The following is a 13,794-nucleotide window of genomic DNA, read 5'->3' on the forward strand; positions in this document are numbered from 1 at the left end:
ACAGAGTTTGTAGTGTTTTTGGCCTCTGGCGCCCATGCAGCAAGCGCAAGCAGCTATCATTTTGCTAGCACACGGATCGCGTGACCCGCTGTGGCGCGCGCCCATCGAGGCCGTGGCCGAGCACATTCGCACCACGCAGCCCCACGCCGCCGTGCATTGCGCCTACATGGAACTGTGCCCGCCCACGCTGCCCGAGGCCGCCGCCGCGCTGGTGGACGGCGGCGCTGCCAGCATCACCGTGGTTCCGCTGTTCCTGGGCATGGGCAAGCACGCGCGTGAAGACCTGCCGCGCTTGGTCCAGGCGCTGCGTGCGGCGCACCCTGGCGTGGCCTTCAGCGTGCGGCCTGCCGTGGGTGAGGATGAACGGGTGATTGCCTTGCTGGCGCGTATGGCGACTGAATAGTGAGCTACACTGGCGCGCATCGCAAATGCAACGCACAACGCCATGAAAACCACCTCCCTGCCCTCTCTGCGCGTCAGCCCGCAACTGCGTCAGGACACCGAAGCCGTGCTGCTGGAAGGCGAGAGCCTGTCCCAGTTCATCGAAAGCGCCGTGCGCGGCCAGGTGGCGCTGCGCCGTGCGCAAGCCGACTTCCTTGCGCGCGGCATCGCCTCCCGTGACAGGGCGCGCGAGCATGGCCGGTACGTACCCGCCAACGAAGTGATCGGCAAACTGCGGGCCAGCCTGCAAGCCGCCCAGACCCGGCGCGGCGAACACGCGTGAACACCTCCCATACCCTGCGCTTCACCGAAGAAGCCGAAGAAGACCTGCTGCGCCTGTACACCTACCTGCTCGACCACGCCCCGGATCGCAGCACCGACGTGGCCGAACGCGCACTGGATGCCATCGAGCACCACCTCGCAATCCTTGAGTACACGCCCTACATCTGCCGCAAGGCCACACCGGACAACCCCTATCTGCGCGAGTTGCTCATCCCCTTCGGCGCTGCGGGGTACGTGGCGCTGTTCGAGATCGAACCGGACGAAACCGTCACCGTGCTGGCCGTGCGCCATCAAAGGGAATCGGACTATCACTGATGTTTTTGCCTCAAAAATAATAGATGGCGAGGATGCGAATAAATCGTATGGCGCACCTCGCGGCCCCCGCTTCATCATCAACTTCTATAGACGAATGCAGCATAATGACGCACCTTCTTAGGCGTCATTCAGCATGAACCTGCACCAATTCCGCTTCGTTCAAGAGGCCGCCCGCCGCAACCTCAACCTGACCGAAGCCGCCAAGGCGCTGCACACCTCGCAGCCGGGCGTGTCCAAGGCCATCATCGAGCTGGAAGAAGAACTGGGCGTGGACATCTTCGCGCGCCACGGCAAGCGCTTGAAGCGCATCACCGAGCCGGGCCAGCATGTGCTGAAAAGCATCGAGGTCATCATGCGCGAGGTGGGCAACTTGAAGCGCATCGGCGAGCAGTTCAGCGCGCAGGACAGCGGCACCCTCAGCATCGCCACCACCCACACCCAGGCCCGCTACGTGCTGCCCGTGCCCGTGGCGCGGCTGCGCGAGGTCTATCCCAAGGTCCACATCAGCCTGCACCAGGCCACGCCGCACGAGGTGGCGCGCATGGTGATCGACGAGGTGGCCGAGATCGGCATGGCGACCGAGTCGCTGGCCGACTACCCCGACCTCGTCACCCTGCCCTGCTACGAATGGCAGCACGTGCTGGTGGTGCCCAACGGCCACCCGCTGGCGCAAAAGGAACGCATCGGCCTGGAAGACCTGGCGCACGAATCGCTCATCACCTACCACCCGTCCTTCACGGGCCGGGGAAAGATCGACGCCGCCTTCGCCACGCGCAAGCTCACGCCGCGCATCGTGCTCGAAGCCATCGACTCCGACGTGATCAAGACCTACGTGCGCCTGGGACTGGGCATCGGCATCGTGGCCGAGATGGCCATGCGCGACGACCCGCTGGGCGACCTGACCGTGCGCCCCATGGGCCATTTGTTCGGCCAGAGCGTGGCACGCGTGGCCTTCAAGCGCGGCGCCTACCTGCGCAACTTCGTCTTCAAGTTTGCCGAGCTGCTGTCCGAGCGCCTGAGCCGCGAACTCATCGCCCGCGCCATGAGCGGGCACGTTGCTGATTACGAGCTATGACAACGCCGTCCTTCCCTAGCAAGCTGCCCCACGTGGGCACGACCATCTTCACCGTCATGTCGGCCCTGGCGGCAGAGCACAACGCCGTCAACCTGGGCCAGGGTTTCCCGGACTTTGCCTGCGACCCGGCCCTGGTCAACGCCGTCACCCAGGCCATGCAGGCGGGCCACAACCAGTACCCGCCCATGCCCGGCGTGCCTGCATTGCGCGAGGCGGTTGCTCGCAAAATTGAAGCACTCCACGCCCGCCAGTACAGCGCCAACACCGAAATCACCATCACGGCGGGTGCCACGCAGGCCATCATCACCGCCATCCTCGCCATCGTCCACCCGGGCGACGAGGTGATCGTGCTCGACCCCTGCTATGACAGCTACGTGCCCAACATCGAGCTGGCGGGCGGTGTCGCGGTGCGCGTGCCCCTCACGCCCGGCAGCTTTCGCCCGGACTTCGGCAAGATCAGCGCCGCCATCACGCCACGCACGCGGGCCATCCTCATCAACACGCCGCACAACCCCAGCGCCACCATTTGGAGCGCGGCGGAAATGCGCCACCTGGAAGAACTGCTCGCGCCCACCAACGTGCTGCTCATCAGCGACGAGGTGTATGAGCACATGGTCTTCGACGGCGCCGAGCACCAGAGCGCCGCGCGCTTTGCGGGCCTGGCCGAGCGCGCCTTCATCGTGTCGAGCTTCGGCAAGACCTTCCACGTGACGGGCTGGAAGGTCGGCACCGTGGCCGCGCCCGCCGCGCTGACGGCGGAGTTCCGCAAGGTACACCAGTTCAACGTGTTCACCGTCAACACGCCCATGCAATACGGCCTGGCCGCATACCTGCAAGACCCGGCCCCGTACCTGCAACTGCCCGCCTTCTACCAGGCCAAGCGCGACCTGTTCCGCCAGGGCCTCGAAGGCTCGCGCCTGAAGCTGCTGCCCAGCACGGGCAGCTACTTCCAGTGCGTGGACATCTCGGCGGTGAGCGACCTGAACGAGTCCGACTTCTGCCAGTGGCTCACGCGCGAGGTGGGCGTGGCGGCGATCCCGCTGTCGGCCTTCTACGGCGACGGGTTCGACCAGCGCGTGGTGCGCTTTTGCTTTGCCAAGAAGGACGAGACGCTGCGCGCCGCGCTGGAGCGGCTGCGGAGGCTATAAGTCAGTCCCGAGCACTTGCATCCGCCTTCATAACCGCACAAACCCCGATGCTCCCAGCCGTGCTGCGTCGCCATAATTTCGCGTCAAACAACATCCAGGAGACACCATGCAATTGACTTCTCTCGCCGCCGGTCTGAGCCTCGCGCTCGGCCTGGTGGCCGCCGCCAGCGCGCAGACCACGACGCTCAAGATCGGCTATGCGACGGCACCCGATTCGCACTACGGCGTGGGCTCCAAGGTGTTCTGCGACGAGGTGGAGAAGAACACGCAGGGGCGCTACAAGTGCCAGCACTTCGCCAACTCGGCGCTGGGCGGCGAGCGCGAGCAGATCGAGGCCGTGCAGCTGGGCACGCAGGACCTGGTGAACACCTCCACCGGCCCCGTGGGCAACTTCGTGCCCGAGGTGAAGATCGTGGACATCCCCTTCCTGTTCCGCGACTACGACCACGCGCGCAAGGTGATGGACGGCCCCATCGGCCAGGACATCCTGGCCAAGTTCCCGTCCAAGGGCATCATCGCCCTGGCCTGGACGGAGAACGGTTTTCGCCACATGACCAACTCCAAGCGCGACATCGTCAAGCCCGAGGACGCCAAGGGCCTGAAGATGCGCACCATGGAAAACAAGGTCCACATGGACGGCTACCGCACCTTCGGCATCCTGCCCACGCCCATGGCCTTCCCCGAACTGTTCGGTGCGCTGCAGCAAGGCACGGTGGACGGCCAGGAGAACCCCATCCCCGTGATCCTGTCGGCCAAGTTCTCGCAGGTGCAAAAGCACCTGTCGCTCACCGGGCACGTCTATTCGCCCGCGCTGCTGCTGCTCTCGCCCAAGGTGTGGAACAAGCTGTCCGACGCCGACAAGAAGGTGTTCGTCGATGCCGCGCGCCTGGCGGGCGCCGCCCAGCGCAAGAAGGTGAACGACGACGAGAACAACGGCATTGCCCTGCTGGAGCAGCAGGGCATGAAGGTCATCAAGACGGTGGACGGCAACGCCTTCCGCGAGGCGCTCAAGCCCGCATATGCGCAATACGCCAAGGAGTTCGGCGCGGACAACATCAAGAAGATCCAGGACGTGCGCTGACCCCGCCCCCACCCACGCCCGGCTACCAAGCCGGGCGTTTTTATTTCTGAGAGCCGCCGTGAAAACCTTTGAACGCTGCTTCCTGGCCGCCAACCGCTGGGCGCTGATCCTGCTGCTGGCCGCCATGTCCGTCATCATCTTCACCAACGTGGTGATGCGCTACGTGACGCACGACTCGCTCGAATGGGCCGAAGAGGTGTCGCGCCACATGATGATCTGGCTCACCTTCCTGGGCGCCGGGCCGGTGCTGCGCTACGGCGGCCACATCGCCGTGGAGAACCTGCAGGACGCCCTGCCCCGCGCGGGCGCCATCGCCATCCGCGCCACGGTGGCGGCGCTGCTGTTCGCGTTCTTCTGCTTCATGGTCTGGTATGGCTGGCTGTACATGCAGCGCACCATGTTCCAGCTCACCGCCGTCACGCAGATTCCGTTCGCCTACATCTACAGCGCCATGCTGATCGGCGGCGTGCTGCTGATCGTCCACTTCGCGTTCATCGTGCGCGGCTACGTGCTGGATCGCAGGTTCGCGTGCGACGAACACTTTGACGCGAATGCGAGCGCATCGCTATGAGCGCGTCCCTCATCCTCATCGTCTCGGCCTGCCTGTTCCTCGCCATCGGCGTGCCCGTGGCGTTCGCGCTGGGCCTGGCCACCGCCGCCACCCTGATCCTGGCCGAGAGCTACCCGCTCATGGTGCTGCTCAAGGAGACCTTCACCGGCATCGACAGCTTTCCGCTCATGGCCGTGCCCTTCTTCATCCTGGCGGCGGAGCTGATGAGCGGCGGCTCGCTCACCGAGGTGCTGCTGCGCTTCGCGGGCCAGTTCGTGGGCCACAAGCGCGGCGGGCTGGGCTACACCAACGTGGTGTCGCTGACGTTCTTCTCGGGCATCAGCGGCTCGGCGCTGGCCGACGCGGCGGGGCCGGGCTCCATGCTCATCAAGATGATGGACAGGGCCGGGTACGACCGCTCCTATGCGGCGGCGCTGACGGCGTCCACAGCCATCGTGGGGCCCATCATTCCGCCGTCGATCATCATGATCATCTACGCGCTGCAGGACGAAACCGTGTCGGTGGGCGCGCTGTTCGTGGCGGGGGTGATACCCGGCATCCTGATCGCGGTGGCGATGTGCGTCGTCAATTTCCACGTCTCCAAGAAGCGCAACTACAAGGGCGACGGCCAGATGCCCGGGCTGGCCGATATTCTGCGCACCACCTGGAAGGCGCTGCCCGCCATCCTGCTGCCGGTCGTCATCCTGGGCGGCATGCGCGCGGGCTGGTTCACGCCGACCGAGGCGTCGGTGGTGGCGGTGTTCTATGCGCTGGTGTGCGGCAAGTTCGTCTATCGCACGCTGCAATGGAGGGCGCTGCCCGACATCCTGGCGCGCTCGGCCCTGCTGTCGGCGTCGGTGCTCATCATCATCGGGCTGTCGGCCTCGTTCGCGTGGATTCTGACCATCGAGGGCATCCCGCAGCAGATGGCCGAGTGGCTGGTCGGCATGAACCTCACGCCGTGGATGTTCCTCATCATCGTGAACGTCTTTTTGCTGCTGTTCGGCATCTTCATCGAGCCGCTGCCGGGCGTGATGGTGCTGGCGCCCATCCTCGCGCCCGTGGCCGTGAAGCTGGGCGTGGACCCGGTGCATTTCGCCATGATCGTGATCTACAACCTCACGCTGGGCATGATCACGCCGCCCGTGGGCGGGCTGCTGTTCGTGACCTGCAACGTGTCCAAGGTACCCATGTCGGCGCTGGTGCGCGAGCTGGTGCCGTTCTTGTGGGCGCATGGCGTGGTGCTGGTGCTGCTGACCTTCGTGCCGCAGCTTTCCACCTGGCTGCCGCGGGTGTGGGGCTTCATCAAGTAGCCAGCAGATATACTTGCGCCCGCCAGGAGAGCGCCTCTCCACGAGGCCGCCGAAGGCGCAGGCAGCTGCCGAACGCTCAGGCAAAAAGGACTGGCAAACGCCCGCAGGGATGCGGGCGTTCCCTTGCTGGAGAGAGGCCGCAGCACATGCGGCCCACCGAAGGAGCAAGCCCTGCGCAGCAGGGTGAATCTCTCAGGTAAAGCGGACAGCGGGGCAAATCGGCGGTCATTGCGACCGCTTCACCATTTGCCCTGCCCCTTATGTCCAACCTGCTCACCACTCCCCTGAACGCCCTGCACATCGAACTTGGCGCGCGCATGGTGCCCTTCGCGGGCTATTCCATGCCCGTGCAATACCCCACGGGCCTGATGGCCGAGCACCTGCACACACGCAGCGCCGCCGGGCTGTTCGACGTGTCGCACATGGGGCAGCTCAAGCTCGTCGGCCCCGACGCCGCCGCCGCGTTCGAGACCTTGATGCCCGTGGACGTGATCGGCCTGCCCGTGGGCAAGCAGCGCTACGGGCTGCTGCTCAATGACGAGGGCGGAATCATCGACGACCTGATGTTCTTCAACCAGGGCAACGAGACCCTGTTCGTGATCGTCAACGGCGCGTGCAAGGCGGGCGACATTGCGCACATTCAGGCGCGCATCGGCCAGCGCTGCGAGGTGCGCCCCATGCCCGACCACGCGCTGCTGGCGCTGCAAGGCCCGCAGGCCGCCGTGGCGCTGGCGCGGCTTGCGCCCGGCGTGGAAAAGCTCGTGTTCATGACGGGCGGCGCGTTCACCATCGCAGGCTGCGACTGCTTCGTCACCCGCAGCGGCTACACGGGCGAGGACGGTTTTGAAATCTCCGTACCCGCCGCGCAGGCCGACACCCTGGCCCGCGCCCTGCTCGCGCAGCCCGGGGTTTTGCCCATCGGCCTGGGCGCCCGCAACTCGCTGCGGCTGGAGGCGGGCCTGTGCCTGTACGGCAACGACATCGACACCACCACCACCCCGCCCGAGGCGGCCCTGAACTGGGCCATCCAGAAGGTGCGCCGCACGGGCGGCGAGCGCGCCGGGGGCTTTCCGGGCGCGGACAAAGTGCTGGCGCAAATTGACAACCCGCCCAGCCTCACCCGCAAGCGCGTGGGCCTGGTCGCGCTAGAGCGCGTGCCCGTGCGCGAGCACACCGAACTGCAAAGCCCGCAAGGCGAAAAGATCGGCGAAGTCACCAGCGGCCTGCTGGCCCCCACGGTGAACGAGCCCATCGCCATGGGCTACGTCGCGCCCGCCTTTGCCGCCATCGGCACGCGCGTCAACGCCATCGTGCGCGGCAAGGCGGTGCCGATGGAAGTGCGCGCCCTGCCCTTCATCGCGCCGAACTACTTCCGTGGCTAAATCCGTTTTCTTTTCACTTTTTTCAGGAGCCTTCCCCATGACCGTCAAATTCTCCCAAGAGCACGAGTGGATCAACGCCGCCGACGCAGCCGCCGCCGTGGTCGGCATCACCGTCCACGCGCAGGACGCGCTGGGCGACGTGGTGTTCGTGGACCTGCCCGCCGTGGGCACAAGCTTCGCGCAGGGCGAGGTGGCAGGCGTGGTGGAGTCGGTGAAGGCTGCAGCAGACGTGTACATGCCTGTGTCTGGCGAGATCGTGGAAGTCAACGAAACCCTGCGCGCCGACCCGTCCCTCGCCAACACCGACCCGCTGGGCGCGGGCTGGTTCTTCAAGGTCAAGCTGTCCGACGCCAGCCAGCTCGACGCGCTGATGGACGAGACGGCCTATACCGCCTTTGCCGCAAACTCTTAAATTGATAGCTACTCGCGCTTTTCCATCAAGCGCTAGAGGCCAATTTCATTCATAAAGCCATGCCCACCCTAGAAGCCCTGGAAAACGCCGCCGAGTTCCAACCGCGCCACATCGGCATCAGCGCGCAAGACGAAGCCCACATGCTGTCGGCGATCGGCGAGGCCTCGCGCCGCGCTCTCATCGACTCCATCGTGCCGCGCTCCATCGCGCGCAGCAGCGCCATGGCCCTGCCCCCGCCCGCGACCGAAGCGGCGGCGCTGGCCGAGCTGAAAGCCATCGCGGGCAAGAACCAGCTGTTCAAGAGCTTCATCGGCCAGGGCTATTACGGCACGCACACGCCGGGCGTCATCCTGCGCAACATCCTGGAGAACCCGGCCTGGTACACGGCCTACACGCCCTACCAGGCCGAAATCTCGCAGGGCCGCATGGAAGCGCTGGTCAACTTCCAGACCATGGTGTGCGACCTGACGGGCATGCCCATCGCCAACGCCTCCATGCTCGACGAGGCCACGGCCGCCGCAGAGGCCATGACGCTGGCGCGCCGCTCCGTCAAGGCCCGGGGCAACGCCATCGTGGTGGGCGGCGACGCGCACCCGCAGACCATCGCGGTCATGCAGACCCGCGCCGCGCCGCTGGGCCTCGCCGTCAAGCTCGCCAACTCCGCCGCCGAGTGGGACGCCGCCATCGCCGCCGACGACTACTTTGCCGCCCTCATCCAGTACCCCGCCAGCAGCGGCTGGCTGATGGACTGGAGCGGCGAGGTGGACAAGATCCACGCCAAGGGGGCCGCCGCCATCTTCGCCGCCGACCTGCTGGCGCTGACGCTGCTCAAGACCCCGGGCGAAATGGGCGCCGACATCGTCGTGGGCACCACGCAGCGCTTTGGCATGCCCATGGGCGCGGGCGGCCCGCACGCCGCCTACATGGCCTGCCGCGACGAGTTCAAGCGCAGCATGCCGGGCCGCCTGGTGGGCGTGAGCGTCGATGCACACGGCCGGCCCGCCTACCGCCTGGCGCTGCAGACGCGCGAGCAGCACATCCGCCGCGAAAAGGCCACGTCCAACATCTGCACCGCGCAGGTGCTGCCCGCCGTGGTCGCCAGCATGTACGCGGTCTATCACGGCCCCGAGGGCCTGGCCCGCATCGCCCGGCGCGTGGCACGCTACGCCGCCATCCTGAGCCGGGGCCTGGCGCAACTGGGCTACGCCCCCACGCACCACGGCACGGCCTTCGACACCATCAGCCTGAAAACCGGCGACGCTACCGATTCGATAGCTGCTCGCGCCCGCCAGATGGGCGCAAACCTGCGAAAAGCCTGGGATGAATACCTGTGCATCTCGCTGGACGAAACCACCACGCGCGCCGACGTGGAGCTGGTCTGGAAGATTTTTGCCAAAGACGGCCAGGCGCTGCCCAGCATCGAGGCGCTGGACGATGGCACCGACCTCATCCCCGCCGCGCTGCGCCGCACCAGCCCCTACCTGACGCACCCGGTGTTCAACACCCACCACAGCGAGACGGCCATGCTGCGCTACATCCGCCAGCTCTCCGACAAGGATCTGGCGCTCGACCGCAGCATGATCCCGCTGGGTAGCTGCACCATGAAGCTCAACGCCACCAGCGAGATGATCCCCATCACCTGGCCCGAGTTCGCCCACGTGCACCCCTACGCCCCCGCCGACCAGCAGCAGGGCTACCGGCAGCTCGACGAGCAGTTGCGCGCCTGGCTGTGCGAGGCCACGGGCTACGCCGGCATCAGCCTGCAGCCCAACGCGGGCAGCCAGGGCGAATACGCGGGCCTGCTCGCCATCAAGGGCTGGCATGAGAGCCGGGGCGAGGCGCACCGCACCGTCTGCCTGATCCCCAGCAGCGCCCACGGCACCAACCCCGCCAGCGCGCAGATGGTGGGCATGCAAGTGGTAGTGACCAAGTGCGACGAGAACGGCAATGTGGACATGGCCGACCTGCAAGCCAAGTGCGAGCAGCACAGCGACAAGCTGGCCTGCGTGATGATCACCTACCCCAGCACGCACGGCGTGTTCGAGACGCAGGTGAAAGAGCTGTGCGCCCTCGTCCACCAGCACGGCGGGCGCGTGTACGTCGATGGCGCCAACATGAACGCCCTGGTCGGCGTGGCCGCGCCCGGTGAATTCGGCGGCGACGTGAGCCACCTGAACCTGCACAAGACCTTCTGCATCCCCCACGGCGGCGGCGGCCCCGGCGTGGGCCCCGTGTGCGTGGTGCAGGACCTCGTGCCCTTCCTGCCCGGCCAGGGCAAGGTCGGGGCCGTCAGCGCCGCGCCCCTGGGCAACGCCGCCGTGCTGCCCATCAGCTGGATGTACATCCGCATGATGGGCGCCGAGGGCCTGACCGCCGCGACCGAAGCGGCCATCCTCAGCGCCAACTACATCAGCGCGCGCCTGAAAGACCACTACCCCACGCTGTACGCATCCGCCAACGGCCACGTCGCGCACGAGTGCATCCTCGACCTGCGGCAACTCAAGGAAACCAGCGGCGTGATGGCCGAGGACGTGGCCAAGCGCCTGATCGACTACGGCTTTCACGCGCCCACGCTGTCCTTCCCCGTGCCCAACACGCTGATGGTGGAGCCGACCGAGAGCGAGACCCTGTTCGAGCTGGACCGCTTCATAGCCGCGATGATCGCCATCCGCGAGGAGGTCCGCCAGGTCGAGGCCGGCGTCTGGCCGCAGGACGACAACCCGCTCAAGAACGCCCCGCACACCGCCGAGAGCCTGCTCGCCGCCGAGTGGCCGCACCCCTACGCCCGCGAGGCCGCCGCCTACCCCGTACACGCCCTGCGCCAAACCAAGTACTGGAGTCCCGTGGGCCGCGTGGACAACGTGTATGGCGACCGCAACCTGTTCTGCAGCTGCGTGCCCGTGAGCGAGCTGGCCTGACTGTGCCGTGATGGGGCGTCTTACCCTACCGCCATGAGCCGCCCCGACCTGTCCTTCCTCGACCCCTTTGCCCCCCGGCCCGCCCAGCCCCCCGCGCAGGCCCCCGAGGGCCTGGCGGCCGAGCTGGAGATGCTGCGCTACAGCCAGGCCGTGGCCGAGAGCGCCTACGAGCGCTTCGAGGCGCTGTTCGCCAGCGTGCCGCTGGCCCTGATGGTGGTGGACGAGCACGACATGGTGGTGCAGGCCAACTCCATGGCGCACCGCTCCTTCCAGCCCACCGAGCGCGACCGCCCGCTCGCCGCGCTGATGCCCTTCGTGCGCGAGCAGGACGCGCAGCGCGTGCGCAAAGCCTTCGCCCAGGCCGAGGTCGAAGGCCGCGCCGAGGCCAAGGAGGTCGTGTTCACCATCAACGACGGGGCCCGCATCACGGGCGACCTGCACATCGCCCGCATCGAGGCCCCGCAGCCCAGCGGCCCGCCCCAGCCCCAGTACCTGTGCGCGGTGATCGACCAGGGCCCGCTGCTGGCCGAGCGCCAGGCGCTGCAGGAGCGCAACGCGCAGCTGCACGCCAGCGAGCGGCGGCTGGAGACCGTCATCAACTCCGCGCTGGACGCCATCATCTGCGTGGACCAGCACCAGCGCATCACCGTGTTCAACCCCACGGCGGCGGCGCTGTTCCAGTGCAGCGCCAGCGATGCGCTGGGCAGCACGCTCGACCGCTTTTTGCCCGACGCGGCCCAGGCCCTGGCGTTCGCGCAGCTCGCCACGCAGGCCCTGCTGGGCGAGATGACGGCGCTCACCGCGTCGGGCCGTGAACTGGCGGTGGAAGTCAGCGTCTCGTTCGAGCGCCACGCCGAGGGCGAGACCACCACCGTCTTCGCCCGCGACCTCACGGGCCGCAAGAAGGCCGAGGCACACCGCAACGAGCTGGAGGCGCAGCTGCGCGAGTCGCACAAGATGCAGGCCGTGGGCACCATGGCGGGCGGCATCGCGCACGACTTCAACAACATCCTGGGCGCCATCCTGGGTAACGTGGAGCTGGCCAAGGCCGACTGCGCTGCCGGTTCGCCCGTGCTGGAGAGCCTGCAGGAGATCGACAAGGCAGGCCGCCGCGCCCGCGACCTGGTGCGCCAGATCCTCACCTTCAGCCGCAACGAGGCGCCGCTGCGCGCCGCCGTGTCGCTGGCCGAGGTGGCGCACGACACCGAGCGCCTGCTGCGCGTCACCCTGCCCCCCGCCATCGCGCTGCACATGCAGCTGCCCGCCAGCCTTCCCCCCGTGCTGGCCGACGCCACGCAGGTGGAGCAGGCGCTGCTCAACCTGTGTACCAACGCCGTCCACGCCATCGGCGCCGAGCGCGGCAGCATCCACGTCGAGGCCGCCACGGTGCAGCCCGACCACCGGCTGGAAGAGCGGCTGGGCCTGGCCCCCGACACCGGCTACGTGGCCCTGACCGTGCGCGACACCGGCCCCGGCATGGACGCGGCCACGCAGGAGCGCATCTTCGAGCCCTTCTTCACCACCAAGCCCGTGGGCCAGGGCACGGGCCTGGGCCTGGCCGTGGTACACGGCGTGATGCGCACGCACGAGGGCGCCGTGGACGTACACAGCAGCCCCGGCCACGGCAGCCGGTTCACGCTGTACTTTCCGGTGGCAGAGGGCCCCGCGCAGCCCGCTGCCGCGCAGCAGCAACAGCAGCAGGCACAGGCAACCGCCGCCGAAGGCCGCAAGCGCCACGTGATGTACGTGGACGACGACCAGGCCCTGGTCTTCCTGGTGCAGCGCCTGCTGCGCCGCCGGGGCTACGAGGTCAGCGGCTACACCGACCCGCACGAGGCCACCGCCGCCCTGCGCGCCGCGCCGCAGGCCTACGACCTGCTCGTCACCGACTACAACATGCCGGGCTTCTGCGGCGTGGACCTGGTGCGCGAGGCGCGCAGCATCCGCCCCGGCCTGCCCGTGGCCCTGGCCTCGGGCTACGTCACCGCCGAGATCGAGCAGGCCGCCCTGGCCGAAGGCGCGCGCGCCCTCATCCACAAGCCCAACGACGTGGAAGAACTGTGCGCCACGGTGCAGCGGCTGGTCGCGGGCCATGACAGTTGAAGCCCTGCACGAGGACGCCGACCTGCTCGTGCTGTGCAAGCCCCCCGGCGTGCTGTGCGTGCCCGGCAGGGGGCCGGACAAGCAGGACGCCTTGAGCACCCGCGCCCAGCAGCGCTGGCCCGGCGCCCTCATCGTTCACCGCCTGGACCAGGCCACCTCGGGCCTCGTCCTCATGGCCCGCCACCCCGAGGCGCAGCGCCGCCTGGGCGATGCCTTTGCACAAAGGCAGATCGCCAAGCGCTACCACGCCATCGTGGCAGGCCGCCTGGGCGCGCCGGACGGCGCATGGCACACCATCGACCTGCCCATCGCCGCCGACTGGCCCCGCCGCCCCCTGCGCGTGATCGACCCCGTGAATGGCAAGCCCAGCCAGACCCGCTGGCGCGCGCTGGCCCATGACCAGGCCAGCGACACCACCCACGTCGAGCTGGAGCCCATCACAGGCCGCACGCACCAGCTGCGCGTTCACCTGTCCGCCGTGGGCCACCCGATCCTGGGCGATGCGCTGTATGGCGACGATGCCACCCGCCAGCGCGCGCCCCGGCTGCTGCTGCATGCCAGCGGCCTGGCCTTCGCGCACCCGGCCACGGGCGCGGCCATGGCGTTCGAATGGCCTGCGGATTTTTTAATGGTCAAAATGGCCTCCAGCGCTTGGCGGCCTCAAATCTGAAGTGCAACACCCCTTCAGAATTGAGACTCCCATGACAAAGAACACCTACGAACAACTGAGCGAGATGGAGCGCCATGCGATAGCGCTGGGGCTACAGCAAAAGC

At 67.6% G+C, this 13,794-nt stretch carries 14 protein-coding genes and 2 riboswitches; all 14 genes read left to right on the top strand.

The window, feature by feature from the left end; translation table 11 throughout:
- Positions 1–12 precede the first annotated feature (12 nt).
- The 14 genes from QM569_RS04945 to QM569_RS05010 all read left to right on the top strand — a co-directional run bounded on the left by QM569_RS04945 (position 13) and on the right by QM569_RS05010 (position 13,690).
- Entirely contained in the window at positions 13–84 is a 72-nt protein-coding gene (locus QM569_RS04945) for a hypothetical protein (RefSeq protein WP_414986131.1), read from the top strand.
- Complete coding sequence (locus tag QM569_RS04950) at positions 62–403, top strand: sirohydrochlorin chelatase (RefSeq protein WP_414986118.1); 342 nt, start codon at positions 62–64, stop codon at positions 401–403. The genes QM569_RS04945 and QM569_RS04950 overlap by 23 nt, the downstream gene beginning before the upstream one ends.
- A gap of 42 nt (positions 404–445) precedes the next feature.
- Entirely contained in the window at positions 446–724 is a 279-nt protein-coding gene (locus tag QM569_RS04955) for a YlcI/YnfO family protein (protein ID WP_414986119.1), read from the top strand.
- Positions 721–1,038, top strand: coding sequence for a type II toxin-antitoxin system RelE/ParE family toxin (locus tag QM569_RS04960; RefSeq protein ID WP_414986120.1), 318 nt, complete (start codon positions 721–723; stop codon positions 1,036–1,038). Before QM569_RS04955 ends, QM569_RS04960 begins: the two co-directional genes overlap by 4 nt.
- A 133-nt stretch (positions 1,039–1,171) precedes the next feature.
- Positions 1,172–2,113, top strand: a complete 942-nt coding sequence (locus QM569_RS04965; protein ID WP_414986121.1) for a CysB family HTH-type transcriptional regulator — start codon at positions 1,172–1,174, stop codon at positions 2,111–2,113.
- A complete protein-coding gene (locus tag QM569_RS04970; RefSeq protein ID WP_414986122.1) occupies positions 2,110–3,261 on the top strand; it encodes a pyridoxal phosphate-dependent aminotransferase in 1,152 nt (383 codons plus the stop codon). Before QM569_RS04965 ends, QM569_RS04970 begins: the two co-directional genes overlap by 4 nt.
- Before the next feature lie 106 nt (positions 3,262–3,367).
- On the top strand, positions 3,368–4,342 hold the full coding sequence (locus tag QM569_RS04975) for a TRAP transporter substrate-binding protein (protein ID WP_414986123.1): 975 nt from the start codon (positions 3,368–3,370) through the stop codon (positions 4,340–4,342).
- A 58-nt stretch (positions 4,343–4,400) separates the two neighbouring features.
- The gene (locus QM569_RS04980; protein WP_414986124.1) at positions 4,401–4,913 is read left to right on the top strand and encodes a TRAP transporter small permease; all 513 of its coding nucleotides are present in this window, start codon (positions 4,401–4,403) and stop codon (positions 4,911–4,913) included.
- Positions 4,910–6,205, top strand: coding sequence for a TRAP transporter large permease (locus QM569_RS04985; protein ID WP_414986125.1), 1,296 nt, complete (start codon positions 4,910–4,912; stop codon positions 6,203–6,205). Before QM569_RS04980 ends, QM569_RS04985 begins: the two co-directional genes overlap by 4 nt.
- 13 nt (positions 6,206–6,218) lie before the next feature.
- Positions 6,219–6,308: riboswitch (glycine riboswitch) on the top strand.
- A 13-nt stretch (positions 6,309–6,321) separates the two neighbouring features.
- A riboswitch (glycine riboswitch) is annotated at positions 6,322–6,424 on the top strand.
- Between the two features lie 41 nt (positions 6,425–6,465).
- A complete protein-coding gene (gcvT, locus tag QM569_RS04990) occupies positions 6,466–7,587 on the top strand; it encodes a glycine cleavage system aminomethyltransferase GcvT (protein WP_414986126.1) in 1,122 nt (373 codons plus the stop codon).
- A 37-nt stretch (positions 7,588–7,624) separates the two neighbouring features.
- Positions 7,625–7,999, top strand: coding sequence for a glycine cleavage system protein GcvH (gene gcvH, locus QM569_RS04995; RefSeq protein WP_414986127.1), 375 nt, complete (start codon positions 7,625–7,627; stop codon positions 7,997–7,999).
- A gap of 59 nt (positions 8,000–8,058) precedes the next feature.
- The gene (gene gcvP, locus QM569_RS05000) at positions 8,059–10,917 is read left to right on the top strand and encodes an aminomethyl-transferring glycine dehydrogenase (protein WP_414986128.1); all 2,859 of its coding nucleotides are present in this window, start codon (positions 8,059–8,061) and stop codon (positions 10,915–10,917) included.
- 33 nt (positions 10,918–10,950) lie between these two features.
- Positions 10,951–13,020, top strand: coding sequence for an ATP-binding protein (locus tag QM569_RS05005; protein WP_414986129.1), 2,070 nt, complete (start codon positions 10,951–10,953; stop codon positions 13,018–13,020).
- Positions 13,010–13,690, top strand: a complete 681-nt coding sequence (locus QM569_RS05010) for an RluA family pseudouridine synthase (RefSeq protein WP_414986130.1) — start codon at positions 13,010–13,012, stop codon at positions 13,688–13,690. Before QM569_RS05005 ends, QM569_RS05010 begins: the two co-directional genes overlap by 11 nt.
- Positions 13,691–13,794 lie beyond the last annotated feature (104 nt).

The organism is Acidovorax sp., assembly GCF_047607405.1.
GTDB lineage: Bacteria > Pseudomonadota > Gammaproteobacteria > Burkholderiales > Burkholderiaceae_C > Acidovorax.

What these genes read in the sequence shown, in the direction of transcription:
- QM569_RS04955 (WP_414986119.1), top strand. Translation starts at nt 446, where the DNA reads ATGAAAACCACCTCCCTGCCCTCTCTGCGCGTCAGCCCGCAACTGCGT.
- QM569_RS04965 (WP_414986121.1), top strand. Translation starts at nt 1,172, where the DNA reads ATGAACCTGCACCAATTCCGCTTCGTTCAAGAGGCCGCCCGCCGCAAC.
- QM569_RS04970 (WP_414986122.1), top strand. Translation starts at nt 2,110, where the DNA reads ATGACAACGCCGTCCTTCCCTAGCAAGCTGCCCCACGTGGGCACGACC.
- QM569_RS04975 (WP_414986123.1), top strand. Translation starts at nt 3,368, where the DNA reads ATGCAATTGACTTCTCTCGCCGCCGGTCTGAGCCTCGCGCTCGGCCTG.
- QM569_RS04985 (WP_414986125.1), top strand. Translation starts at nt 4,910, where the DNA reads ATGAGCGCGTCCCTCATCCTCATCGTCTCGGCCTGCCTGTTCCTCGCC.
- gcvT (WP_414986126.1), top strand. Translation starts at nt 6,466, where the DNA reads ATGTCCAACCTGCTCACCACTCCCCTGAACGCCCTGCACATCGAACTT.
- gcvH (WP_414986127.1), top strand. Translation starts at nt 7,625, where the DNA reads ATGACCGTCAAATTCTCCCAAGAGCACGAGTGGATCAACGCCGCCGAC.
- gcvP (WP_414986128.1), top strand. Translation starts at nt 8,059, where the DNA reads ATGCCCACCCTAGAAGCCCTGGAAAACGCCGCCGAGTTCCAACCGCGC.
- QM569_RS05005 (WP_414986129.1), top strand. Translation starts at nt 10,951, where the DNA reads ATGAGCCGCCCCGACCTGTCCTTCCTCGACCCCTTTGCCCCCCGGCCC.
- QM569_RS05010 (WP_414986130.1), top strand. Translation starts at nt 13,010, where the DNA reads ATGACAGTTGAAGCCCTGCACGAGGACGCCGACCTGCTCGTGCTGTGC.